Source organism: Mycobacterium sp. DL, assembly GCF_039729195.1.
GTDB lineage: Bacteria > Actinomycetota > Actinomycetes > Mycobacteriales > Mycobacteriaceae > Mycobacterium > Mycobacterium hippocampi_A.
In genome coordinates, this window is record NZ_CP155796.1 from 6,109,157 (window position 1) to 6,132,947 (window position 23,791).

Consider the following 23,791-nt stretch of genomic DNA (forward strand, 5'->3'; position numbering starts at 1 on the left):
GATCACGTTGTGACGGTGCCTGCGCCCCGGTGTGGCCGGGGCACAGGCCACAGGCGTGAAGGGTCAACTGCTCTGCAACTGGGCGAATCCGTCGATGATCCGGTCATACTCGCCATCGATGAGAATGTCGGGTGTGGGCCCCATTTGGACGATCGCGTCCTCACCGACTTCGTCGATGATCCCGGACAGATGCCACCAACCGGTCTCCTCGACCGCAGCTTGCACACTGGGCCGGTACGGCACGCGTTCCATCAGCGGGATCAGCTGCTGGCCGGCTTCTGAGAGGAGGAAGTCGATGAGCAGCTTGGCGGAGTTGGGCGCTTTGGCCTGCTTGGTGATGCCGATGCTGCGGTCGCTGATCGGTTGGGCGTCATCCATGAGAGCGAACTTCAGGAACGAATCCGATCCACGTGGAATGGTGCTCAACGGCGCGTAGATCGCGATGGCATACTCGCCGCTGACCATCTTTTCGCCCATTGCCCCGCCGGATGCCTCGAAGCGCAGCGCCGGTCCCATGGAACGCATTCCGTCCCAGAACTTTTCGCGCAGTTTGCGATCGATGAACCAGAACATTCCCCACTGAGCGTCACCCGCGTAGGTGGCCACCTTGCCCTGGTAGAAGTCGGGATCGGACTGGACGAGTTGCACGACGTCCGCGAAGCTCTCAGGCGGTTCGGCGCCTTCAGGCAGCAGCGTCTCGTTGTAGACGATCGAGAAGGGGTCTGCAGACATGACGTACAGGCCGTCGCCTGCCCATTCGTGTGACCATTCGGGCAGTTCTGCCAGCTCGGGCGACTGGTAGGGCTGGAGTTCACCGCGGTCTATGAAGCGCTGCCACCCGTCGGCGGCGATAGAGACGATGGCGTCGGCAGTCGGTGCCGATGTGGCCGCCTCAGCGTAGTAACGCTCAAAGACTTCGGTGGTGCCGAGGTCGACTGTCCGCACCTCGATCCAGGGATAGAGTTGGTTGAAGCCCTCAAGCAGCGGGGCCCAGTCTTCGGCTGACATGATGCTGTAGACGTCAAGCGGCGCCTCATCGCGAGATGCCTCGACTATCTCGGAGTATTCGGCCGGGTAGTAGTCGGGGTAGCTGCCTTCAGCCAGGTCTGTCGTCGGGGAATCGGATGACCCACACGCCGCCAGGACCATGCTCAACGTTGCGAAGCAGGCGACCGTGGCGGTGATCCGTCTGCCGAAGCGTGGTGGATGAAGCTTCATTGCTTGCCCTTCTTCGTAGTGTGCTGCAGTTCGGCGCCGGTACGCCGCGAGCGCGACGATCTCCGGCCCTGTCGGCTAGATGACTCCGGCATCCTTGAGCCGCTCAATCTCCTCCTTCCCGAGACCGAGAAGGCCACCGAAGACCTCATCGTTGAACGCTGCTTTCTCCGGCCCGGTGTGAGTGACATTCCCTGGCGTCTCGCTGAAAGTGATGGCCACGTTCTGCATTCGCACCGGTCCGAGCTCAGGATCCTCGATCTCCACCAGGTTGCCGCGAGCCTCGACCTGGCTGTCTGTGAACATGTCCGCGACGTTGTTCACGGGGCCCATGGTGGCCTGGTGCTTGCGCGCGAGCGCCACAAGGTCGTCGCGATCCCGGCCAATTATCGACTTGCGCAACAGGTCGGCCAGGGCGGCGCCGTTTGCAACGCGCAAAGCGTTGGTCGAGAACCGCTCGTCAGTCAGTAGGTGGTCCAGTTCTAGTGCCCGGCAGATTCTTTCGAATGTCGCCTGCGTCGAGCCGGAGATGGCGACCCAGTGCCCGTCGCGGGTCAGATACGTTCCCCGGGGGGCGACGAACGGATTGTCGGCCCCGTAGCGTTCCTGGATAACTCCCAGTTGGTCGTAGTTGATCACCTGTGGACCGAGCATCGTGAACAACCCCTCGTACAGTCCGAGGTCGATCTCTTGGCCACCGTGCCCTTGGTCTCGGTTGTAGACCGCCACCATCACCGCGAAGGCGGCGAAGATGGCTGCGGAGGTGTCGCCGAGGCCGAACGGTTGGATCAGCGGCTCCCGGTCGTCGTGCCCGTTGACGTAGGCGGCGCCGGCGAAAGCCTCGACCAGCGAACCGAATCCAGGCTCGTGCGCTAAGGGACCGGTGCGCCCGAACCCCGTGAGATGCACCATGATCAGATCTGGATTGGCGGCCGCAAGATCGTCGTATCCGATGCCCCAACGCTCGACGGTTCCGGTGCGAAAATTCTCCACGACAACGTCGACTTCGGCGGCCAGTTTGCGGACCAGGTCGCGTCCCTGGGGGTTGCCTAGGTCAATGGTTATCGTGCGCTTGTTCCGATTGATGACCTTGAAGAAAAGTCCGACGCCGTCCTTTTGCAGTCCCCATTTGCGCATCTCGTCGCCGCGAGTCGGATGCTCGACCTTGATCACATCGGCGCCGTAGTCGGCCAGGTGCATTGTCGACATCGGGCCGGCCAGCAGGTTGCTCAGATCGAGCACCCGCAGGCCCTCCAACGGCTGCCTACTCGTAGTCATTGCCGGCCTCCGGAGCCTCGCTGTAGAGCTCCGGTGGGACCGGACGGTTGAGTGCGATGAGCAGAGTGCGGGCGATCTCCATCTTGCGGCCCATCGAGACTGCTCCGGCTTGATGCCAGTCGCCTGCTTTGAGGCAGTCGACCAGCTTGTTGTGATGGCTGGACGAGCGACTCAGTTCACGGGTGTCGACACCGAAGATGACGGCGTAGTCGAAGTGACCGTCAGTCAGCTCTTCCACCATCCGGCGGATGTTGGCGTAAGGACAGCGCGCCAGGATCAGCGCGTGGAACTCCCGGTTTACGGCGACGTATCCCTCCGTTTCGTCCTGCATGGCAAGCAGTTCCATGTCCTGCGCCATCGAGGCGAGTTTCGCCAGGTCGGTCTCGGAGAGATTCGGGCCTGCCAACCTTGTCGACAGTGCTTCAACTTCGCCACGCAGCAGGTAGGCGCCTGGGATGTCTTCGGGGGTGATCGTGGTGACGCAAGCGCCGCGGTTTCTGTTGACCACGCACAGTCCGTCGCTTTGAAGCATGCGGATGGCTTCGCGCACGGGCAGGTCGCTCACGCTGTAGGTCTGTGCGATCTCTCGAACCACCAGACGTTGGCCGTCGCGCAGATCTCCTTTGAGGATGCGCGACCGCAGCGCCGCGTGAACGCGTTCAGACGCGCTCATTTCGGCTGTGCCTGAGTCTTCGTCATTTTCGATCTGATCGAATTTCACCGGCCAAATGTAGCGAACATCACAGTGGCGGTCAACAGATTCGATCCGATCGAATCCACTCCTCCGGTTCTACGTTCCGGTCCGTCGTAGGCAGTTCACCGGCATGAGCCTGCTAGGACGTTCGACCCCATCGGTTGCACGCTTGTGAAGCGATCACGCTGCGCGCCCGTCGAACTCCGCGGAGGGGCAGGATCTCCGATGAAGGTCCACCGGTCGACACTTCCGCCGCGACAGGGGCGGTGGCGCGGACAGTCACCAATCGGGTCGGTCTGCACTTTGGGGTGATGCAGCTCTTCTTCAGCCCTGAGCCGGGTGCTCTACGTCATCTTGTGCGGCAGCTGGCTCCGAAGGCCGGCATCAGCGAAGGTGCGGTCCGATGGAACCTCGTCATAGACCACGGCGCAGTTTCGTCGACGGGAACTAACGCGGTCCTAGCACCACGCCATCCTCCTCGAGCCAGTCATCGCGACTCACCCCAACAGATTCAACCCCGCCGTCGTGACAATCGAGCAACCCGGCTTCTCCCGACCTCGGCTTGCGGCGAGCGCAAGTCGCAGCATCGACGCGGCGCACGAACCTCATGCATCTGTGCTGACAATCGACTCGAGGAGGCGGAGGGCCTCAGCCGACGGGGACGCGGGCTCGGGCATGTAGGTGACGAGCATCTGCTCGGGTGACGCCTGCGTCGTCCAGGTGATGAAGTTCAGATCGAAGCACATCAGCCCGGCGGGGATTGCCGACTCGGGTCAGTACGTGGACAACGACTTCTCGGTCGTAACTGTCGATGATGCAGGCTCCATCCGCTTGGTCGACATCCGACCGGAAAGCCGCACCGTCCCGGGCACCCGCCGCGGGAACCTCGGCAACTTGCGGCGCTGCGCTATGGCGAAAGATAACGGGTTACTTTGCAGCGGCGCCGCCGCGGCCTCAGATGAAGTCGGAATACGACCGGCGTAAGCGAGGGTCGGTGGAAGGTGCCCCGTGATGTGCTGCTGCCTCGCTTAGACTGCAGCGATGACACCAGCCGAGGCGCCGCCGTCGTTCGACGGCCCCGCCCCATGGTTGACCGAGGATGAGCGCCGGACCTGGATGGCGCTGCACCGCGTATCGGTGCTGCTTCCCAACGAACTGGATCGTCAGCTGCGCGAGGACTTCTCGCTCAGCTTCGTCGAGTACTACGTCCTCGTCATGATCTCCGAGCAGGCAGATCGCACGGTCAGGTTGAGCAGACTGGCTTTCCTCGTGAACTCCGAGCTGTCGCGGCTCTCCCATCTCATCGGGCGTCTGGAGCAGCGCGGACTGGTTCGCCGGGCGCCTGACCCGACCGACGGTCGCTGCACGAACGCGATCCTGACCGAAGCCGGACTGACTCAACTGAAGGCGGCGGCCCCTGCCCATGTGCGCGCCGTCCGCAGGCTGGTCTTCGACATCCTCGATACCGACCAGCAACACGCGATGCGAGACGCTCTCGACGGGATCGCGTCGAATCTGGGCTAGTGCGTTCTCGGGTCGGTCATGATCTCCACCATGGCCGGTCCGGGGTGCTCGAGCGCTTCTGCGATGACGGACCCGACGTCGGCCGGATCGGTGACACGCTTGCCGTAGGCGCCGCAGTCACGGGCCAGCGATGAGAAGTCGGGATTCAGCAGCGACGTCTGCCAGACCGCATACTCGGCGCTGCGCTGTTCTTCGCTGATCTTGGCGAGTTCGCCGTTGTTGAGCAGGATGTGGGTGATGTTCATGTCGTACTTCACAGCGGTGGTGAATTCGGCGAGGTACTGACCGAATCCACCGTCGCCGGTGACGGCGATGATCGGGCGATCCGGCCCCGCCGCCCACGCGCCGAGGGCGGCCGGGAAGCCGAAGCCGATCGAACCGAGATAGCCCGACATGAGAACCGCCTGTGACGTGGGTTCGAAATACCGCCCGAACGAGTAGGCGTGGTTGCCCACGTCGACTGTCATGACGGCGTTCTCAGGTGCCAGCCCGTTCAGCACGTGGAAGACCGTCGCTGCGGACACCCGCCCGTTGCCCCGCGCTACAACCGCACGTCGGGCCTTCTCCGTGCGCCACACCGCCCAGCGTTCGGCGATCTCCGGGCGCTGGTCGACGATCTCCGGGTGAATGCGCAGACCTTCCGCCAACGCGCAGGCGGTGACCCCCACATCGCCGAGTACCGGCACCGTTACAGGCTGGAACCGGCCGAGCATCAGAGGATCGGTGTCCACCTGCACTGTCGGCTTATAGGGCGAGATACCGCTGTGGTTCGAAAACGATGCGCCGAACACCAGCAACAGGTCGGCCTTGTTCATCATCCAGGAAGCGACGGGTGTTCCGGAACGTCCCAGGACTCCGCAGGCCAGTGGATGCCTGTCGGAGATCTGCCCCTTGGCTTTGAACGTGGTCAGGATCGGGGCGTTCAATCGTTCGGCAAGTGAAATCACCTGTGCCATATCGTATTTAGCGCCCGCACCCACCACGACAACCGGCCTGGCGGCGGCTGCGATGCGGTCGAGAGCCTCCTCGAGCGCAGGTGCGGGCGGGCCAACGCGAAGGTCGGGCATCCGCCCAGTGGGGTCGGAGGCGGGCTGTCGCGGCGCCGCGAGTACCTGCACCTCGTCGGGCAGGACGAGGTGCCCGACTCCGCGTTCGAGAATGGCGTGCTTGAGTGCCATTGTCATCAGTTCGGCGTGGTCGGATCCCGAGCGGACCATGGCCGAATAGGTGGAGACGTCGGCGAACGCGGCGAGCAGGTCGATGTCCTGGAAGGCGCCTTTGCCTGCAACAGACGAATCCACGTTGCCCGAGAGGGCCAGCACCGGTGCACGGTCTGCCTTCGCGTCGTACAGACCGGTCAGCAGGTTCGTGGAACCTGGCCCGGCGATGCCGAAGCAGGCGGCGGGCCTGCCGGTCAGCTTGCCGTAGGCCGATGCCGCGAAGGCCGCCGCCCCCTCGTGACGAATGCCGAAGTAGCGGAGCTTGCCCTCGGTCTCCGCACGGTGCATCGCCTCCGCCATACCGAGATTCGAGTGCCCGACCATCCCGAATACCGTGTCGACTCCCCAGTTGGTCATCGTCTCGACCAGCACGTCGCTGACCGTACGAACGTGTGGGGCAGGCGCCGGCGTGCCTACGTAGACCCCGTCCGCGCGAACCTCAACAGGGTAGGTTGGGACGTCGAAGTCGGGTCCGCCTGCGGCTTCACCAGTGAACGGGTCGAAATCGAAGCCGTGCCAGGGACACCGGATCTTTCCGTTCTCCAGGGTGCCCTGCCCCAGCGGCCCGCCTTGATGGGGGCAGCGGTTGTCGATGGCGCCGAACTCGCCGCGCAGTTTCGTCAGCGCGACGGACTTCAGACCGACAGGGCACACCGTCACTTCCCCCTCGTCGAGGGATTCGGAGTCGATCGCTTTATGCCATTGCATGTTTCGGCCGTGATCGATGTTGTCGTACGTCACAGTGGCACCACTCCTGCGTAGGGGACTCCGCTGAGATAGGCGAAGTCACGGTCGAACGTGACCAGGTCGTCGAGTTCGAACTCGGAGAGGCGTCGGTGGCCACATGCCCTGGCGAGAACCACCATCAGCTCGACGGTGGAGTGTAGAAAGCGGTGCAGGCGCTGCGCGGCAAGTTGCACAGGCAGCCGGTCGCGAAGGTGGGGCTGCTGCGTGGCGATCCCCACCGGACAGGCGTTGCTGTTGCACGCGCGCATCCCGACGCATCCGATGGCTTGAAGTGCCGAGTTGGACAATCCGATGGCATCTGCGCCCAGCGCCAAAGCCTTGACCATGTCGGCCGCGGTACGAATCCCCCCGGTGACGGCAAGCGTGACGTCGTGGGCCCCGGACGCTGTCAGGTGCCGTCGCGCCCTGGCCAGTGCCGGGATCGTCGGTACGGAGATGTTGTCGCGGAACAGAGTTGGTGCTGCGCCAGTTCCACCACCGCGCCCGTCGAGGATGATGTAGTCGACACCGATCGCCAGAGCCGCGTCGATATCGCGTTCGATCTGCTGCGCACTCATCTTGTACCCGATGGGAATTCCCCCGGACGCCTCTCGCACCTGTGCGGCGAAGTCGCGAAACTGATCGAGCGAGGTCCAATCGGGGAACCGGGCGGGAGAGATCGCAGCCGTGCCCTCCGAAAGGCCCCGCACCTCGGCGATCTTGCCGGTCACCTTGGTTCCGGGCAGATGGCCGCCGGTGCCGGTTTTGGCGCCTTGTCCGCCCTTGAAGTGAAATGCCTGCACCTTTTGAAGATGCTCGAAATTCCACCCGAAACGGGCGGAGGCAAGTTCATAGAAGTATCGCTCGTTGTGCTGCTGCTCTTCGGGAAGCATGCCGCCTTCGCCGGAACAGATTCCGGTGCCGGCCAGCTGCGCGCCCGCGGACAAAGCGACCTTGGCCTCCTCCGAGAGCGCTCCAAAGCTCATATCACTGACGAACAGCGGGATATCCAGTACCAGTGGCTGTTTGGCCGCAGGCCCGATCACTGTCGTGGTATCGACCGGCTCGTCCTCCAGCAGCGGCAATCGCGCCAGTTGCCCGGTCACCAGCTGGATCGACTCCCACTTCGGCAATTGATCCCTGGGCACGCCCATGGCCGCCATCGGTCCGTGGTGGCCGACGTTGTCCAGGCCGTGTGCCGCGAGTTCGTGGATGTGTGTGACGAACGGTTCGTCGGCGGAGTCGGCCGGCTTGATCCAGCGGCCCTGATAGCCGTCATCCTCGTAGGCCACCGAGTCGGCGCGCTTGAAGTCCGTCACCGACGACTCATCCAGGTACACGTCGCCGCCTGACACCCAGGCGGGAAACTTGGCGAGCGCTACCGCGCGGTTCACCGGTGACACGCCAGTCTCGGAGTCGTATCGCCAACCGTGCACGCCGCACACCACCAGGTCGCCCTCGATACGCCCGTCCGCCAGGAGCGCACCCCGATGGGGGCACCGACCGTTGAGGGCGGACACGCTCTCGCCTCGGCGGATGAGGATGATGTCCACACCACCAACCGAGACGGGATGCGGTTTGTCGGGTGTCAGGTCGTCCAAGGACGCCACCCGCAGTGCATTCGCTGTACCGATACTCACGACACTCCTCGCCGGGGCTGGGCAACGGGATTCGCAGCCGGTCCCGGAACCCGAGCGAGGCTGCTCGGCGGTCGCGGTTAGCGCAAATGGATGTTCAGGTCGCCGCCCACAGTACCGAGCGTTACATGAACGTTCAAGTAGGTTGTCACTGACTTTTCTCGGAAGTGCTCTGCGAGGGCGGGTTTCGATCCTCTTCCGGTCACGGCAGGGGCAACTCCTTGAGTTGTCGGCGCGAGGTGATGCCGAGTTTCCGGAAGATGTTTCGCAAGTGCGCTTCGATGGTGCGTGGGCTCAGGAAGAGTTGTGCACCGACCTCGCGGGAGGTCGCGCCGGTCGCGACGAGTCGTGCGATGGTCAGTTCCTGCGCGGTGAGCCCGTCGGTGGGTTGAGCGGTTCGTTTTCGTGGATGCTCGCCGGTGGCACGCAGTTCGCGGGCGGCGCGGGCGGCGAACGGCTCTGCGCCCATCTCCGATAGGAACGCGTGCGCGGTGCGGAGTTGTTCGCGGGCCTCACTACGGCGGCCTTCCCGGCGTAGCCACTCGCCGAAGACGAGGTGGGTGCGGGCCAGGAAGGCGCCCATTCGGCAATTTCCCAACCGCTCTATCGCTTCGCGATAGCGCTCTTCTGCGTCGGATCCGTTGCAGACCAGCGCACGTGAGCGCGCAGCGACACCGAGCGCCCATTCGGTACCGCTGACCTGGGCTCTCATGCTGAGCTCTTCCATTGCGCGAGAAGCCGATTCCGGATCGCCGGCGCGGGCCGCCGCCTCGACGAGCTCGTGCAGCGCCTGCCACCTGATCGACGGTTCGTCCGTGTCACACGCTTGAGAAGCGGCTTTCTGCGCTGCCGGATAGTTGCCGCGGCCGTTGTGGAGCACCGCCATCGCACACATGGACACCGTGGCTTCGATGCCCCGCGTGCGTTCTGTCGCCTCGACGTCACCGGGGTCGTCCCGATCGGTGGCCTCGACATCAACCCCACGCCACGCGCCCACGTACGTGTGCGCGATGCTCGTAGGCATCGCACCCGACGCATGTGATAGCGCCGCGGCCTCGTCCGCCAACTCGGCGGCGAGAGCAAGCTCACCGGTGTAGACCCGCGCACACGCGGAGACAACCAGCGCAGCCGGCAGCGTGGCGAGGGCGCCGGCTTCGCGCGCGAGTCGCACGTAGCGGTCGGCCAACACGATGACCAGTTCGTCCTCGAACAGCCCGATAGCGGTCCGCGTCGCCAGCCACAGCCAGTTCCCGGCGTCGCCGGCTCGGGCGGTCTCGACCGGGAACACGTGCTCGCGGAACGCCTCCAGAGCCTGCCTGAGGACGGGCGCACCGGCTTCGAATCCATGGGTATGAACGCCCACCAACCCGCCGAGGAGCAGATCCGCCGGTCCTGGCGCTCCCAGCGGCGCCGGTGCGGCCATGACAGCTTCGGCAATCTCCGGCAGGCCCGGGTCGATACCCGGGCTCCCGGTGAAGGTGGCCGCGTCGAAGGCCTGCAGGTAGGTCTCACGAGCGAGCGAGGGATCCAACGGAGCCAACATCTGAGCGGCGCGCAACAACATCCCCGGCACCTCGCTGCCTTGGGTCAGGTGGAATGTGATTTGGGCTCGGAGCAGTTCCAGGCGGGCGCGTTGCAGCGCATCCAGTTGCGCGGCGTCGACACTCTCCAGCAGTTCCAGGGCGGCGTCAGGCGCACCGGCACAATGCTTGGCGTTGGCGGCATCCAGTGCCCGTCTCGCCCGATGAGCAGGGTCGGGCGTCAGATCGGTGGCGTGCCGAAGGAATGCAGCCGCGGCGGCGAATCCGCCGCGGGCCAGCGCACGATCAGCCGAACGCTCCAGTTCCGCGGCGACTTCTTCGTCAGTGCCCAGCACCGACTGCGCGCGGTGCCAAGCGCGGCGATCCGGGTCGGCCTGCGGATCGGTGGCAGCGGCCAGGGCGTGGTGGGCCCGACGGTGCTCCGGGGACGTGGCGGCACGGTAGACCGCTGAGCGCACCAGTGGATGACGAAACCGAACTCGGGTGTCGATCTCAAGCAGCCCTGCGGTTTCCGCGGGCACGGCGGCCTCAGGCGAGATCCCCAGATGTTTGGCCGCACGCCACAGCAGCGCCACATCGCCGGTCGGCTCCGAAGCAGCCACCAACATCAGCTGCTGCGTCTCAGCCGGCAGGCTTGCCGAGCGCCGCTGAAAGTTGTCCTCGACGCGGCGCGGGACGCTCATCACGTCGGGGAGTTCGAACCCACCGGCCGACTGCACGCTGCTGGGCAGCTCCAGCAGCGCCAACGGGTTACCGCGTGCCTCGGCGACGATCCGGTCGCGGACCCCACGATCGAGCGGTGCGCGAACAGCCGTGGTCAACAACGCCCGAGCATCAGCCTCGCCCAGTCCGGCCAGTTGCACCTCGGGCAAGCCGACCAACGGGTTTCCACCGGTTTCGCAGGGGTCGCGCACCGCGAACATCAGCACCAGCCGTTCGGCCACCACCCGCCGCGCCACAAACGCAAGAACCTGCGCCGACGCCTGATCCAGCCACTGGGCATCGTCGACGAGCAACAGCAGCGGTCCCTTCTCGGCGAGGAGGTTGAGGACGGCCAGCCCGACCAGGAAGCGGTCCGGCGGGGCGCCGCCCTGACGGCCCAACGCCACGCTTAGGGCGGCCCGCTGCGGGTCTGGCAGCGTCTCTGTGCGGTCGAGTAGCGGCGCGCACAGCTGGTGCAAGCCGGCAAATGCGAACTGCGTCTCCGACTCCACGCCGACCGAGGATCCCACCCGGATCCCCAACGAGGCGGCGGTGTCGCGGGCGTGTTGCAGCAGCGCAGACTTTCCGATGCCCGCTTCCCCGCGCACCACGACCACCCCGCTGCGTCCCGCCGGCGCCTCGGCGAGGAGTCGGCCGATCGCGTCACGCTCTGCGCGACGCCCCAGCAGGTCAGCTGCTTTCTGCTCAGTCCGGACTCGGCAGAGTCCCTCCTCCACCCGTGCCGCCGGCAGCTCCACGATCGTCACCGCAGGGCACCCGTCGCGGAAGGCTGTTGGGCGGGCGGAGCGCCTTCTGAATCGATCACTTCGACGGACACGGCAGCCTCCTTTCCTGCGGAGGCGCCTATCCCTGCTGATCCGAGCGTTGGCCGGGAGCTCCGCACCAGCCGCCGGAAACGATACGAGACGGTCCGCTTACCGTCAATACGAACCGGACCGTATTGCTTCGTAGGCGCCCTCTCGCCTACGGTGTCCGGCATGCCAGCAAGCCGCAACGAGCAATCGCGTCGGGCCATCCTCGACGCGTCCTTCTCGATGATCGGCGAGCTCGGGTACGACAACATCTCCATCGAGGCGATCGCCAGGCGCGCGGGCGTGAGCAAGCAGACGATCTACCGCTGGTGGCCGTCCAAAGGTGCGGTGATACTCGAAGCTGCGACCGAGAGACTCGGTGCCGTCGTCGCCATCCCCGACACCGGCGACGTCGTCGCCGACATCCGGACCCAGCTGACAGGGATCCTGGAGGTGATCACGACCACCGGCTTCGGTCCTGCATATCGGGGGCTGATCGCCGCCGGCCAGTCCGACCCCGACCTCCTGCGCACCCTCTTCGACCAGATCATCGAACCCAGCATTCAGGACTTCGGCTCCCGGACCGCACTGGCAATGCAGCGTGGCGAGATGCGCACCGACGCCGACTGGCAGACTTTGCGCGACCTGCTGTACGGCGTCGTCGAGTACCGGCTGTTTCATTCGATGCCACTTGAACCCGGATACGTCGACGCCATTCTTGAGGTCGTGTTCCAGGGAGTGCGCTGACAGCTGGCACCCTTGTCGAGCGGACGTAATGGTCCGTTCCAGCGTTGTCGATCACCGACACCGCTTCGTGCGCACGCCGATGGCTCGGCCGCGACCCGGCGGTGACATAGATCGCCACGACGGTAGCGGTCGCGAACTACGTAAGGGACTTTCACCGACGCGAAGGCGCCCTCGGCGCTGCGAACCTTGTGGCACGGAAAAAGCCGGTTCCGCCGACTCGACCCGAAGCACACACATCTCCAGCAAAACCTGGAAACAACGGAAGTCGGCCACCATGGATGAGATTCCTGAAGCACTCTCGGCATTCTTGGCAGCTGTGCAGGCACGCGATGCCACGAGCGCAGCAGCTCAACTCGCCGAATATGTGATTCTCGAGAGCCCGATCGCCGTTGAGCCAGTCGTCGGACGCGAAAGGGTCGCGAACGTCGTGACTCAGCTCCTCGATGTCTTCGACGAGTTCATCGTCACCGAAATCATCACCGGCGATGGGCATTTCGCAGTTGTAACAAATATCAAGATCGGCACCACCGAGATCGACGGCGTGGATCTGATCGGGATCAACGCCGAAGGCAAGGTCGCCTCGCTGTCGATCCACCTGCGGCCGTTGCGAGCCGTCGTGGCACTCCAGAATCAGCTCGCGCCCGCCCTCGCAATGCCGCTGCTCACACTGACCGAACAGCACTAGGAGACTGCCATGATCAAGCTCGAACCCGCTGTACCTCAAAACATCAACGGCCACCCCAGCCCGGTCCCCGAAGAAACCGACGCTGAAGTGGCGGCGCGTTTCGCGCGTGACGTGATCCCGCTCTTGGACAAGCTGTTTGGCGGGGCTATGCGAATGACCCAACAGCGTGCCGACGCAGAAGACCTGGTGCAGGAGACCATGGTGCAGGCGTACACGGGTTTCAGGACCTTTCAGCAGGGAACAAATCTGAAAGCGTGGCTCTTTCGCATCCAGGCCAACACCCACATCAACCGGTACCGCAAGCGGATGCGCCGGCCCGATGAGGTGCCCGCCGACACGATCCATGACTGGCAGCTGGCCGCCGACGTCGAACGTTCACCAACAGCACTGCGCTCCGCCGAGGTTGAGGTCTTGGAGTCATTGCCCGACGACGACATCAGGAACGCACTGGATTCCTTGCCCGAAGCCTTTCGGATGGCGGTGTACTACGCCGACGTCGAAGGACTCGCCTACAAGGAGATCAGCGCGATCATGAGCACGCCGCTCGGCACCGTCATGTCACGGATCCACCGCGGTCGGTCCCAGCTGCGCATCTTGTTGGTTGCCGTCGCCGCTGACCGCGGGTACTTCCGGGCTCAGCATCGGGTGGTGGCTTGAAATCACTCTCCGCGCCGAATTCTACACCGCCGCAATGAGTTTAGCGCTCACAGTGGCAGCCGTGCTGGTTGCCGACTGAGTTTCGGTTTCCACGCCTTCACGCCAACTGCGAGCGCTATGAAACACAGCTATAGCACCCGAAGCGAAGCGAATTGGAGACGACACGATGACGCGGCAATCCAGTTCTCCGAACACGGCGGCCCCGAAGTGCTCCGTGTGGTCGACGTCCCGGTGCTGAGCGCCAGACCCGGGCAGGTGCGGGCAGCCGGGTCACCCGCGATATCCGAGTCCGCACTGGCAGACTCGGCCAACCTGTTCATCAACCCTGCGGAGGTCAGCTCTCCGGCAATGGTGAAGTGTCATTGGAATAACGTGACATGTCACCTAGTTATCGGAAGTGGAGCGCGACGGGCGTTCCCCGACAACAGGAGGTCACGATGGGTCAACTCGAAGGAAAGACAGCACTGGTCACCGGCGGCACGTCCGGCATCGGCTACGCGACAGCGCAGGCATTCGCCGACGTGGGCGCCAAGGGTTCCTCACCGGCCGGACCCAGCAGCGCGTCGACGACGCCGCGACGTCTCTCGGCGGCGGCGTGGTCGGTGTTGCCAGCGACGTCACCAGTGTCGAGGACTTGGACCGATTGATGGATGTCATTCGCGCCTCGGGAGCCGGACTGGACATCGTCTTCGCCAACGCCGGCAGCGGCGAGTACGTGACCCTGCAAGACGAGACACCCGAACACCTCATCGACACGTTCAACCGCAACGTCGGCGGAACAGTGTTCACCGTGCAGAAGGCCTTGCCGCTACTGAACCCCGGGGCCTCGATCGTGCTCGCCGGCTCGACAGCGGCCGGCAGAGGCATGCCGGCGTTCGGCGCCTACGCCGCCGCCAAGGCCGCCATCCGGTCCTTCGGCCGCACCTGGGCCACCGAGTTGGGCGACCGCGGATTCCGGGTCAACACCATCGTTCCCGGCCCCATCTTGACCCCCGGCCTCACGGAACTAGAGCCCGATCCCGACCAGCGCCGGGCCATGCTCGACAATCTGGCATCGAACCCGATGAAGCGGATCGGCAATCCCGAGGAGTTGGCCGCCGCGGTGGTCTTTCTCGCATCGGATGCGAGCAGCTTCATGACCGGTTCCGAGGTCCACGTCGACGGCGGCACGAACCAGGTCTAGACGTCCGGACGCGGCAGGGTCCCCTCGCGCAGCAATCCCTCGTGCACCGTGGCCAGGATGTCAGCGAGGGCATCCTCGCGGCCGGGATCAAGGTCGCCGAAGAACGTGCGACGCACCCACTCCGCGTGTATCGGGGCGGCCGCCGCGAGCAGGTCCCAACCTGGGGTCGAGAGGATGACGACGGTGCCGCGGCCATCGGTCTCCGACGCCGTGCGCTCGACGAGGCCGCGGCGCGTCATCCGCATCAGGTGATGCGACAGCCTGCTGCGCTCCCACCCGATCACCGTCGCCAGCGATGTCACCTGCAAGCGGCGATCGGGCGCTCGCGACAGCGCGTTGAGCACCGTGTAGTCGTAGAGCGAGAGCCCACATTCGGTACGCAGGTGATGGTTCATCTCGTACTCGAGCCGGTGGTACACGCGCATGTAGTTGAGCCAGGCGCGCTGCTGAATCGGTGTCAGCGGATACTCGTCCGCCTCAGGCATCTGTGCTGATGCTCGATTGTAGGAGGCGGAGGGCCTCAGCCGATCTCGACGCGGGCTCGGGCATGTAGGTGATGAGCATCTGGTCCGGTGACGCCGGCGTCGTCCAGGTGACGAAGTTCAGATCGATGTCGCCGACCTCATGATGGCGGAGCAACGTGAGCCCGCTGGCCTTCTCGTACACATGATGGTCGTCCCAGAATCGGCGGAAAGTCGTGCTGTGCCTGGACAGTTCGTTGATCAGCGCGGTCAATCGAGGGTCATCGGCGTTCCTGCCTGCCGCCAATCGCAGCATGCCGACCGTGTCACGTGCGGCGTTGTCCCAGTCACGATGACGAGACGCGACCTCCTCGTCCCGAAACAGCAGCCATGCGGTGTTGCGCTCCCGCGCAGGTCGCGCCGAGAAGTCGGTGAACACTGCACAGGCCAGCTCGTTCCAGCCGATGACATCGGTGTTCGCGGCGAGGACCAGCGCAGGCACGGTCAGGGTATCGACGAACATCAGCGTCGACGTCCCGACTCGGTGCGCCACCTCCTCTCTGTGCCGGCGAGACGGGCGGGCCAGGTGGTAGAGGTGCGCGCGTTGGGTCGGATCGAGACGAAGTGCCGACGCGATCGCATCCAACACCGAATCGGATGGGTGACCGCCACGCCCTTGCTCGAGCCGAACGTAGTAGTCGGTGGACAACCCGACAAGATCGGCCACCTCCTCGCGCCGCAAACCGGGAACACGGCGCCGCCCGGTATCGGGGATACCCACCGCAGCCGGTGAGACCGCGGCCCGGCGGGCCTGCAGGAACTCCCCCAACTCCGATTTGCCCACACCTCATGATGCCGCACGGCCCGCACCCAGCGGGGACATGACGGTACCCCGGTTCCGCAGTCCCTGGACGTGTCCGGCCCTGGATGGTTCCCGCCGGTGCGGCCACAGTCGTGGCATGTCTTCTACTCAAACCGACCGCACGCCTCAACCGGCGCGGTCCTCTGAGCTGCCCGCCATTCCCACCATCGCAGAGGTGCAAGACAACCCCGATGCGTTGAGAGCGTTCAACACACGCGTCGTCGACGAGTTCCGCCACAACGGCGGGACCGTGAGCGGCCCCTTCCGGGGCCTGAATGTGCTGCTGCTGACCATGATCGGCGCCAAGTCGGGCCGCACGAGGATCACTCCACTGGAGTACTTCGAGAGCAACGGACGGTTGCTCCTGTTCGGCACGTTCGGTGGCGCACCGACCAACCCGGCCTGGGTGCACAACCTCCGCGCCAACGCGCACGCGCATGTCGAGGTCGGCCACGACGCATACGACGTCACCGCCCACGAACTCCCCGAATCTGAAGGTGCCGCCGTGTTCGCCGACATCGCGTCCGGCCACCCCCACCTCGCGGGCTATCCGACCCCGCCACGAACCATCCCGGTGTTCGAGCTCGTCAAGTCCCCCCGCTGATCACCCCTCGGCGTGCCGCCGACGCGGCCGTCGTCTGTTACTTTCGGGCGATCGGTGGGATCGGACGGCCGTCGTCACCGACCGGGGCCGACGATGAGCTGCGGCGATCTCAGTCGTAGATGACGTCCAGGCCGCGACGCTTGAGGTCGGCCAGGCCTGCCCGCATGGCCTCGAGTTGCTCGTCGGTGTGTCCCACCCAGTCGGTGATCTCGCCGACGATCCGCACGGGTTCGCGGGTGCGATAGGAACGGGTCGGGTTTCCCGGCATCTTCTTGTCGGTCACGTTCGGATCGTCCTCGACAGACCCCTGCGGCTCCACGATGAAGATGCGGCATCGGCCGTCACCGGCGGCCATCTCGGCCCCCCACACCGCGGCGTCCAAGGTCTGGGTCACGTAAACGTGGTTCATGACGCGATTCCGGTCGTAGTTCGATCGGCGACCGGGCACCAGCAGATCCCCGACGGAGAGATCCGCTCTGGTGCCGTGTAGGAACGCACCCGACTCGTGCACCTCGAATGGTGTCGGTGTCTGTGGCACAACGATTCCCCCTTGTCCGATCACGTGGCCGGACGAGTGTGCACCCCCACGGGGGTCTTGCCGCAAGACCCCCTCTTCCCCATAATGTGAAAGGGGCGGAGCACAAATCCTTCTCAGCAAGTGAGCTGGTGGCACCTGCCGAAGGAGTCTCCGGGTGATCGACCCGCGTCAGTCCGTGAAGGTCGCGAGCTTCTGCCGCCGTCGGTCGACGACGAGCCGAGTGACGTCGGGGCGGCCGTAGTGGCCTGCGGGGTCGAAGTTCTGACGCTCGCGACGAACTTCGCCATGATCGAGCGTCGCGACCGTCAGACCCTCGTCGGAGTCGATCGGTTCGACAACCCAGCTTCCATCAGGGGCGGCGATACACGTCCCGCCCGTGCTGATCTGCTCGTCACTCGCCTCCCTCATCATCTCCGCCCCGGGCATGGTGTCCGGAATGTCGTCCCGTCGCAGAAGTCCTGACACGGAGATCACATACGAGCGCGACTCCAACGCGATGAACCGCGTGATGTCCGTGGTATCGGAAACGTCGCCCGGCCACAGCGCGATGTGGAGGTCTTCACCCTCCGCATACAGCGTTGTGCGTGACAGCGGCATCCAGTTCTCCCAACAGTTGAGCGTGCCGAAAGTGAACGGCGGCAACGCATGCGTGACCAGCCCGTGGCCGTCGCCGCTGGCCCAGCTCAAGCGCTCTTCATAGGTGGGAGTGAGCTTGCGGTGCACTGAGGCGATGTCGCCGAGCGCGTTGATCGTGACCGCCGAGCAGTAGATGCTGTGGCCCCCGCGATCCAGTGGCCGTTCGGCGACGCCGAGCACCACCGAAATGTGATTGCGTCGAGCAGCTTCGCACACGCCGTCGAGGTGACCAGCCTCGATCTGAACGGCTTCCTGCAGATAGAGCGAATGGATATCCCGTTGGAGGCTGGAATTGAACCTCGCCCCGTCCGTTCGCCCGAGCCAGAACGGATAGCCGGGCACCACAGTCTCACCGAATACCACCAGTTTGCAACCACTCTCACCGGCCCGGTCGATGTAGTTCTCGACCTTGGCGAGCGTTGCGGCGCGGTCGAGGAACACCGGTGCCATCTGAACGGCACCGACGACTTGAGTGTGGTCCACAGGGGACATCGTGTTACCTCTTGCTCGATCTGTCAGTACTCAACGGGACGCGACGTTTTCGGCTCCCACGGTATCGGCATAGATGGCCAGCCTGCGCGTCGCGGTGGCGCTGTGCGCAGCCATCCCTTCCGAATCCGAGATGATCTGAACGGCACGGGCCAGCGCTGGGGTGGCCTCGCGGGTGACCCGCTGATAGGTGAGCGGCTTGAGGTAACGCGAGACCGACAGACCCGCGCTGTGCTTTGCGCCGCCGGCAGTCGGGAGTACGTGGTTGGTGCCCGCCATGCCCTTGTCGGAGTAGGCCACCGTGCTCCAGGGTCCGAGAAACACCGAACCGTAGTTGCGCAACCTGTCGTGGTACCAGTCGTCGTCCGCGGTGATGACCTCGAGGTGCTCCGGCGCGAGATCGTCGATGAGCGCAGCGGCGGTCTCCCGGTCGTGGGCGACCGTCACCACTCCGTAGTCGCGCCACGCCGGGCCTGCGATCGGCTCGGTCGCCAGACCCTCCAACTGACGCTCCACCGCTGCGATCACGGCATTCCCATGCTCTTCGGAGGTCGTTACCAGAGCGGCCGGAGAGTTGGAGCCGTGCTCGGCCTGACCGAGCAGGTCGGCGGCGACGATCTCGGGGTCGGCGGTCTCGTCGGAGAGCACGGCCACCTCCGAGGGGCCCGCGAGCAGGTCGATGGCCACAGCGCCGAACAACTGCCGTTTCGCCTCGGCGACATAGGCATTGCCCGCACCGACGAGCATGTCGACGGGCAGCTCGCCGAGCAGGCCGAACGCCATGGCCGCGAGCGCCTGTACGCCCCCGAGCACAAACACGCGGTCTACTCCGGACACGTGGGCCGCGTACACGACGGCGTCGTTCGCGCCGCCGCCGGGCTGAGGCGGCGTGCAGGCGATCACGGTGGACACGCCGGCCACCTTCGCTACGCCGACAGTCATGAAGGCGGACGCGGTCAGTGGGAAGCGGCCGGCGGGCAGATACGCGCCGACCCGGGTCACGGGCACGTAGCGGGCCCCTGTGACCAAACCCGGACGAAGTTCGGTCTCGAAATCCACGAGGTGCGAGCGCTGTTCCCGGGCGAATGCCTGGGTACGTTCTGACCCGAGTTGGATCGCTTCCCGGAGGTCGCCGGGAAGACGGTCGCCGCTTGTGGCGATGTCGGCGGCGGAGAGTTCGAAGTCATCACGATTGTCGTTGTCCAGCGCACGGCTGAAGTCGCGCACGGCGTCAAGCCCTCTGGTTTCGATGTCGCGGAGCATGGTGGTGACGGTGTCGATGACCGCTGGGTCTCGCTGTGCCGCCGGGGCGTCGATCAAGGGAAGTTTCAGGTGATGGAACGAGCCCTGCAAACGCTCGAGGAGAGGGGTGGAGTAGCGCATACGACTGACGGTAAAGGTGTTCTTCCACCGGGACCAGACTGTTATCCCCGCGGTGAGGCAAAGGGTTTGGCTATGCCGCACTTCATTATTGGCGCAAACAGGTTCAGCCGCGCATGATCTGAACGAATCAGATCATGCGCGGCCTGGTGCACTGCGTATCGCAGATCTGCAGTAGCTCCCCTTCAGACAGTTGCTACGACGGGATCGCTTCGTCGCGGTCCTTGTCGGTGGTCCGCTCATCGACCAAAGCAGCGGCGGCGCGCTCGTCTTCGCCCATCGCGAGCGCGTATTTCGGCCCCGCTTCTGAACGGGCGATGCGTCCCCTCAGGACAAGTAGCCACCAGACGCCGGCCACTGCCATCGTCAGAACAAAGACGACTGCATTGGCTCGAAAGTCGGGGAGCAACAACAGCGCCGACATGACCGCGCCGAACACAACCAGGCCCAGTACGTAGATCGGCACCCGGAATCGACCGAGATCGAAGATTCCCGCAATCCCCACCGGAATGCGGTTGCGCGCGTTGGCCACCAGAAGCCCGGCGGTGGTCAGCAGGTACACGCAGAAGAATCCGAGAGCCGACATCCCGACGATGTACGAGAACGTCGTCTCGTTGGCAAGGGCCGAGAGCAGAAGTGCCAGCGAGACCAGCCCCGTCGCCATTATCGCAGTCGTCGGGACCTTGTGCTTCTCCGATACCCGGCCCAACAGGTGCGATCCGGGGAGCATGTTGTCTCTGCCCAGGGCATAGACCAATCGGCTGGCCACGAGCATGATCGCCAGCACGCACACCAGGATGTTCGTCAGCGCCAAAGCGATCACGAGTTTGGAGAACCACGGGGATACCTGCTGGGAGAACAGATCGGCGATCGGCGAGGCGCTGTCGGTGATCGTGGCCGGATTCTTGATCACCAGAAGAAAGACGATGTACATGAAGAATTCGATCGCCGACGCAACGCCCAACGCCAGAAACATCGTGCGCGGAATGGTGCGACGAGCGTCCTTGGTTTCCTCGGCGATGTCGGCTGCTGCCTCGACTCCGAGCAGTCCGAAGATGCAGCCGAGGCTGGCGGTCAACCACACGATGACATAGGGCGACGTCGACGCATCCGCGGCGCCGGTGGAGAAGAGAAAGTTGATGCCCTGGTGTTCGTCGGAGATGAAGAAGGCGACGACGCCGATGAACGCAGTGGCTCCGATCGTCACCACCAACTCCAGCGCCACTCCGATGTTGTTGAGCATGGTCGCGAGTTTCACGCCGTAGACGTTGATGAGCACACACAGCAGCACCACCGTGATTGCGGTGAATATCTGGACCGGAGTGGTCATCTCGACACCCAGCAGCCCGCCGATGTAGCCGGCCATCACGAAGGCGACCCCGGTGAACCCGCTGATGAATCCGACGGCGCCGGCGTATCCGGTGAACCACCCCAGGCTCGGATTGACGAGCCGGCTCGTCCACTGGTACGCGTAGCCGGCGAGTGGGAGCTTACCTACCAGATCGGCTGCGATGAGTGCCCAGACGAAGAAGACGCAGACCGCGATGGGAAAGGTCCACACGAAGGCTGGGCCGGCCGTGCTCAGCCCGAATCCGAACCCGGAGAACACAGCAGTGGTGGCGCTGATGACGGAGAAGCCGAGGAAGAACGACGAGACGCCTCCCACCGATCGACTGAGTTTCTGGGTGTAGCCCAGCTCGCCGAGCTGGCGGTCCTCCTCGGAGCTTTCCACTGTGATTCTCCTCTTGGCGCGCATCGGTTTGTCGGGTGGATCCACGCTAAAAGGAGTCTTGCGAGAGGACAACCTTGTGAAATCTTGGGTTTGATATCGTGTGACGCTATGGCTTTATCGCTGATCCAACTGCGTGTGTTCGTGACGGCAGCGCAGTGCGGTTCGTTCACCGCGGCGGCGAAGCAGCTCTACATGTCGCAGCCCACCGTCTCGGAAACGATCCGCCGCATGGAGCAGCACTACGACACGCCGCTGTTCGTGCGAGGCGCCAGGAGGTTGATCCTCACGGCTGCCGGCGAGGAACTCCTGCCCCTGGCCGAGCAGACCCTGGCATCAGCGGACGGGGCGGACCGCGCCTTGAAGGCGGTCACCGGATTACAGGGCGGCGTCGCATCGATCGGACTGCTCCGCAACGCCAAATACTATGCAATGGCGGACCTTCTGACGTCGTTTCACAGCCGCTACCCCAATGTCCGACTTCGCGTCGTCGGCGTGAACTCCGCCGATGTCGCCGACCTGGTTCGCGATGGCGCCCTCGAGGCCGGATTGGTCGTCCTGCCCGTGGACACCCGGGAACTGAGTGTCACGCCCCTGCTCCGCGACGAGGTGGTGTTCGCAACGTCCAGTCCCGCGCGCACCGGGCCCGTCACGCTCGAGGATCTCGCCGCCGCGAATCTGATTCTCTATGACGCGCACGCAGGATGGCGTGATCCCACCCGCCGCCAACTGGCCGAGCGTGCACTGCTGAAAGGTCTGACGCTGACCCCGCTGATCGAGGTCGAACAAGTCGACACCGCCCTCGATCTGGTAGTGGCCGGAGCAGGCGAGACCTTCGTGTCGCGCGCTGTCGCCGAATCCCCGATCGCGCCACCTGGCATCAGGTATCTGTCGTTCGACGAGCCGCTCTACGACACCGTCGCTCTGATCCAGAAGGAGTCCGCTGTCTTGTCCCCCGCAACCAGGGAGCTCGCGCGGCTGGCCCGGGAAACTCTCTCGGACTTCCGCGACGCTGATTCAGTTGGTCTGTGACGTAATCCGCCTACTCGCTCCTCCGTCGAGCAATAAGCGGGTTCCATATCTGATTGATCGACGGGTGGGGCGCCACCACGTGGCGCAGCACGTCGATCGGCACCTTGGCGACCACCGCGAGTGTGGCGGCCTGTGCGAGTTCAGCGAACTCGGGTCCGACGAATGTCGCGCCCAGGAGTGTGTCCGTGTCCGCGTCGATGACCAGTTTCGCCCAGGCGTCGAAGCCGTCGCGGAAGATCGCGAGATCGGGCACCGCTTCCGGATAGCGCGCGGTGGTTGTCGTGACCGTGAATCCGTCTGCGCGTGCTTGGCTTTCGGTGCGGCCCACTTCGACCACTTGCGGGTCGGTGTAGACCACTTGCGGCAGGTTGTGTGGGTCTCGTGCGATGAGTTCGTCGGGGCCGAGTTGGCGTCCCCGTGCGCGCGCAGCGATCACGTCGGCGACGACCACCGCGTGATACTGCGACAGGTGTGACAGCAGCGCACGCCCGGTGGTGTCCCCCATTGCGTACAGCCAGGTTCCGTCGGTCCCCACTGCGTGCAAGTGGTCGTCGACCGCAACGAAGTCGCCGGCGGGGAGCCCGACGGCGTCCAGGCCGAGGGCATCGGTATTGACCACCCGGCCGGCGGCGACGACGATTTCATCGACTTCGATGTATTCGTCGTCGACGGTGGCCGTGACGACACCATCTGCGTCGGACCGGGTCACCGCCGAGAGCTGGGCACCAAATCGAATGTCCACTCCGTTGCGGCGCAACGATTCGGTGACCATCTCGCCGGCCACGGCCTCGGAGTTGCGCAGCAGCGTGTGACCTCGCACCAGCAGGGTGACCGTGGAACCGAGGCCCGCCAGGATGGTGGCGAATTCCACGCCGACGACACCGCCACCGACGATCAGCGCGCGCGGCGGCACCCGGGTCATGGTGGCCAGATCCCTATTGGTCCAGGGTCGCGCGTCGGCAAGTCCCGGTACGTCGGGGATGGCGGGGCGGGTGCCGGTCGCCAGCACTACCGCATGCCGCGCGCTGATCGGCTCCTCACGTCCATCACGGTGAGTCACGGTGACCTCACGTTCGCCCGACAGCCGACCGTGAGCGTGGATCACCGCGAACCCGTCGTGTTGCAGGGCCGCGGTGACACCGTCGTCGTTGAGATGGTCGACGATCGCATCACGCTTGGCGAAGACCGCGGCCACGTCGACCTGCGCCTGGCCCACGGCTTCGCGCACGCCGGGAACGGCTTTCGCCAGTGCCAGCACCTCGATCGGCCGCAGGAGTGTCTTGGTCGGATTGCACGCCCAGTAGTGGCATTCGCCGCCGATCAAGCGTTCCTCGACCAGCGCGACGGTCAACCCTTCGGCGCTGAGATAGCCCGCCGCCGAAGCGCCGCCCGGGCCACCGCCGATGACGATCACGTCGAACTCGGTGGGTTGTGTCATA

19 protein-coding genes and 1 pseudogene are annotated in these 23,791 nt (G+C 64.8%); 7 read left to right on the plus strand and 13 right to left on the minus strand.

Annotated features, from left to right (window positions below):
* Positions 1 to 63 precede the first annotated feature (63 nt).
* From ABDC78_RS29100 to ABDC78_RS29110, 3 genes are all read right to left on the minus strand, one after another.
* The gene (locus ABDC78_RS29100) at positions 64 to 1,218 is read right to left on the minus strand and encodes an extracellular solute-binding protein (RefSeq protein WP_178357680.1); all 1,155 of its coding nucleotides are present in this window, start codon (positions 1,216 to 1,218) and stop codon (positions 64 to 66) included.
* A 75-nt stretch (positions 1,219 to 1,293) separates the two neighbouring features.
* Positions 1,294 to 2,493, minus strand: a complete 1,200-nt coding sequence (locus tag ABDC78_RS29105; RefSeq protein ID WP_178357681.1) for a CoA transferase — start codon at positions 2,491 to 2,493, stop codon at positions 1,294 to 1,296.
* Complete coding sequence (locus tag ABDC78_RS29110; RefSeq protein WP_178357682.1) at positions 2,480 to 3,214, minus strand: GntR family transcriptional regulator; 735 nt, start codon at positions 3,212 to 3,214, stop codon at positions 2,480 to 2,482. Before ABDC78_RS29110 ends, ABDC78_RS29105 begins: the two co-directional genes overlap by 14 nt.
* A 1,014-nt stretch (positions 3,215 to 4,228) precedes the next feature.
* On the opposite strand from ABDC78_RS29110, the gene ABDC78_RS29115 reads away from it, so the two are divergent.
* On the plus strand, positions 4,229 to 4,711 hold the full coding sequence (locus ABDC78_RS29115; RefSeq protein WP_178357683.1) for a MarR family transcriptional regulator: 483 nt from the start codon (positions 4,229 to 4,231) through the stop codon (positions 4,709 to 4,711).
* On the opposite strand, the gene ABDC78_RS29120 is transcribed toward ABDC78_RS29115, so the two are convergent.
* The 3 genes from ABDC78_RS29120 to ABDC78_RS29130 form a co-directional block, all read right to left on the minus strand.
* Positions 4,708 to 6,672 (minus strand): thiamine pyrophosphate-dependent enzyme, encoded by a 1,965-nt coding sequence (locus ABDC78_RS29120; protein ID WP_347133271.1) that lies wholly within the window; start codon positions 6,670 to 6,672, stop codon positions 4,708 to 4,710. The genes ABDC78_RS29115 and ABDC78_RS29120 overlap by 4 nt on opposite strands.
* A complete protein-coding gene (locus ABDC78_RS29125) occupies positions 6,669 to 8,297 on the minus strand; it encodes a glutamate synthase-related protein (RefSeq protein ID WP_178357684.1) in 1,629 nt (542 codons plus the stop codon). The genes ABDC78_RS29120 and ABDC78_RS29125 overlap by 4 nt, the downstream gene beginning before the upstream one ends.
* A gap of 199 nt (positions 8,298 to 8,496) precedes the next feature.
* A complete protein-coding gene (locus ABDC78_RS29130; protein WP_347133272.1) occupies positions 8,497 to 11,304 on the minus strand; it encodes an AAA family ATPase in 2,808 nt (935 codons plus the stop codon).
* 231 nt (positions 11,305 to 11,535) lie between these two features.
* On the opposite strand from ABDC78_RS29130, the gene ABDC78_RS29135 reads away from it, so the two are divergent.
* From ABDC78_RS29135 to ABDC78_RS29150, 4 genes and pseudogenes are all read left to right on the plus strand, one after another.
* Positions 11,536 to 12,096 carry a TetR/AcrR family transcriptional regulator gene (locus ABDC78_RS29135; protein ID WP_178357685.1) on the plus strand — a complete coding sequence of 187 codons (561 nt, stop codon included), beginning with the start codon at positions 11,536 to 11,538 and terminating at the stop codon, positions 12,094 to 12,096.
* 28 nt (positions 12,097 to 12,124) lie between these two features.
* Positions 12,125 to 12,781, plus strand: a complete 657-nt coding sequence (locus ABDC78_RS29140; protein WP_178357686.1) for a nuclear transport factor 2 family protein — start codon at positions 12,125 to 12,127, stop codon at positions 12,779 to 12,781.
* A gap of 9 nt (positions 12,782 to 12,790) precedes the next feature.
* On the plus strand, positions 12,791 to 13,438 hold the full coding sequence (locus tag ABDC78_RS29145; RefSeq protein WP_178357687.1) for a sigma-70 family RNA polymerase sigma factor: 648 nt from the start codon (positions 12,791 to 12,793) through the stop codon (positions 13,436 to 13,438).
* A 437-nt stretch (positions 13,439 to 13,875) separates the two neighbouring features.
* A pseudogene (locus tag ABDC78_RS29150) lies at positions 13,876 to 14,621 on the plus strand (SDR family oxidoreductase).
* Here ABDC78_RS29150 and ABDC78_RS29155 read toward each other — a convergent pair.
* Complete coding sequence (locus ABDC78_RS29155; protein ID WP_178357688.1) at positions 14,618 to 15,106, minus strand: MarR family winged helix-turn-helix transcriptional regulator; 489 nt, start codon at positions 15,104 to 15,106, stop codon at positions 14,618 to 14,620. The pseudogene ABDC78_RS29150 and the gene ABDC78_RS29155 overlap by 4 nt on opposite strands.
* Positions 15,099 to 15,926 carry a helix-turn-helix transcriptional regulator gene (locus ABDC78_RS29160; RefSeq protein ID WP_178357689.1) on the minus strand — a complete coding sequence of 276 codons (828 nt, stop codon included), beginning with the start codon at positions 15,924 to 15,926 and terminating at the stop codon, positions 15,099 to 15,101. The genes ABDC78_RS29155 and ABDC78_RS29160 overlap by 8 nt, the downstream gene beginning before the upstream one ends.
* A gap of 115 nt (positions 15,927 to 16,041) precedes the next feature.
* Between ABDC78_RS29160 and ABDC78_RS29165 the strand changes: the two genes are divergently transcribed.
* Positions 16,042 to 16,548 carry a nitroreductase/quinone reductase family protein gene (locus ABDC78_RS29165; RefSeq protein ID WP_178357690.1) on the plus strand — a complete coding sequence of 169 codons (507 nt, stop codon included), beginning with the start codon at positions 16,042 to 16,044 and terminating at the stop codon, positions 16,546 to 16,548.
* 109 nt (positions 16,549 to 16,657) lie between these two features.
* Here ABDC78_RS29165 and arr read toward each other — a convergent pair whose 3' ends face one another.
* The 4 genes from arr to ABDC78_RS29185 all read right to left on the minus strand — a co-directional run bounded on the left by arr (position 16,658) and on the right by ABDC78_RS29185 (position 21,323).
* Complete coding sequence (gene arr, locus ABDC78_RS29170; RefSeq protein ID WP_178357691.1) at positions 16,658 to 17,086, minus strand: NAD(+)--rifampin ADP-ribosyltransferase; 429 nt, start codon at positions 17,084 to 17,086, stop codon at positions 16,658 to 16,660.
* A gap of 168 nt (positions 17,087 to 17,254) precedes the next feature.
* On the minus strand, positions 17,255 to 18,205 hold the full coding sequence (locus tag ABDC78_RS29175) for a carbon-nitrogen hydrolase family protein (RefSeq protein ID WP_218620446.1): 951 nt from the start codon (positions 18,203 to 18,205) through the stop codon (positions 17,255 to 17,257).
* Positions 18,206 to 18,244: 39 nt separating this feature from the next.
* Positions 18,245 to 19,594 (minus strand): histidinol dehydrogenase, encoded by a 1,350-nt coding sequence (gene hisD / locus ABDC78_RS29180; protein WP_178357693.1) that lies wholly within the window; start codon positions 19,592 to 19,594, stop codon positions 18,245 to 18,247.
* Between the two features lie 193 nt (positions 19,595 to 19,787).
* Positions 19,788 to 21,323: an amino acid permease gene (locus ABDC78_RS29185; protein WP_347133273.1), complete on the minus strand. Its 1,536-nt coding sequence runs from the start codon at positions 21,321 to 21,323 to the stop codon at positions 19,788 to 19,790.
* A 108-nt stretch (positions 21,324 to 21,431) separates the two neighbouring features.
* Here ABDC78_RS29185 and ABDC78_RS29190 point away from each other — a divergent pair, with 108 nt between their 5' ends.
* Positions 21,432 to 22,352, plus strand: a complete 921-nt coding sequence (locus tag ABDC78_RS29190; protein ID WP_178357694.1) for a LysR family transcriptional regulator — start codon at positions 21,432 to 21,434, stop codon at positions 22,350 to 22,352.
* Between the two features lie 10 nt (positions 22,353 to 22,362).
* On the opposite strand, the gene ABDC78_RS29195 is transcribed toward ABDC78_RS29190, so the two are convergent.
* Positions 22,363 to 23,790 (minus strand): NAD(P)/FAD-dependent oxidoreductase, encoded by a 1,428-nt coding sequence (locus ABDC78_RS29195; protein ID WP_178357695.1) that lies wholly within the window; start codon positions 23,788 to 23,790, stop codon positions 22,363 to 22,365.
* Position 23,791 lies beyond the last annotated feature (1 nt).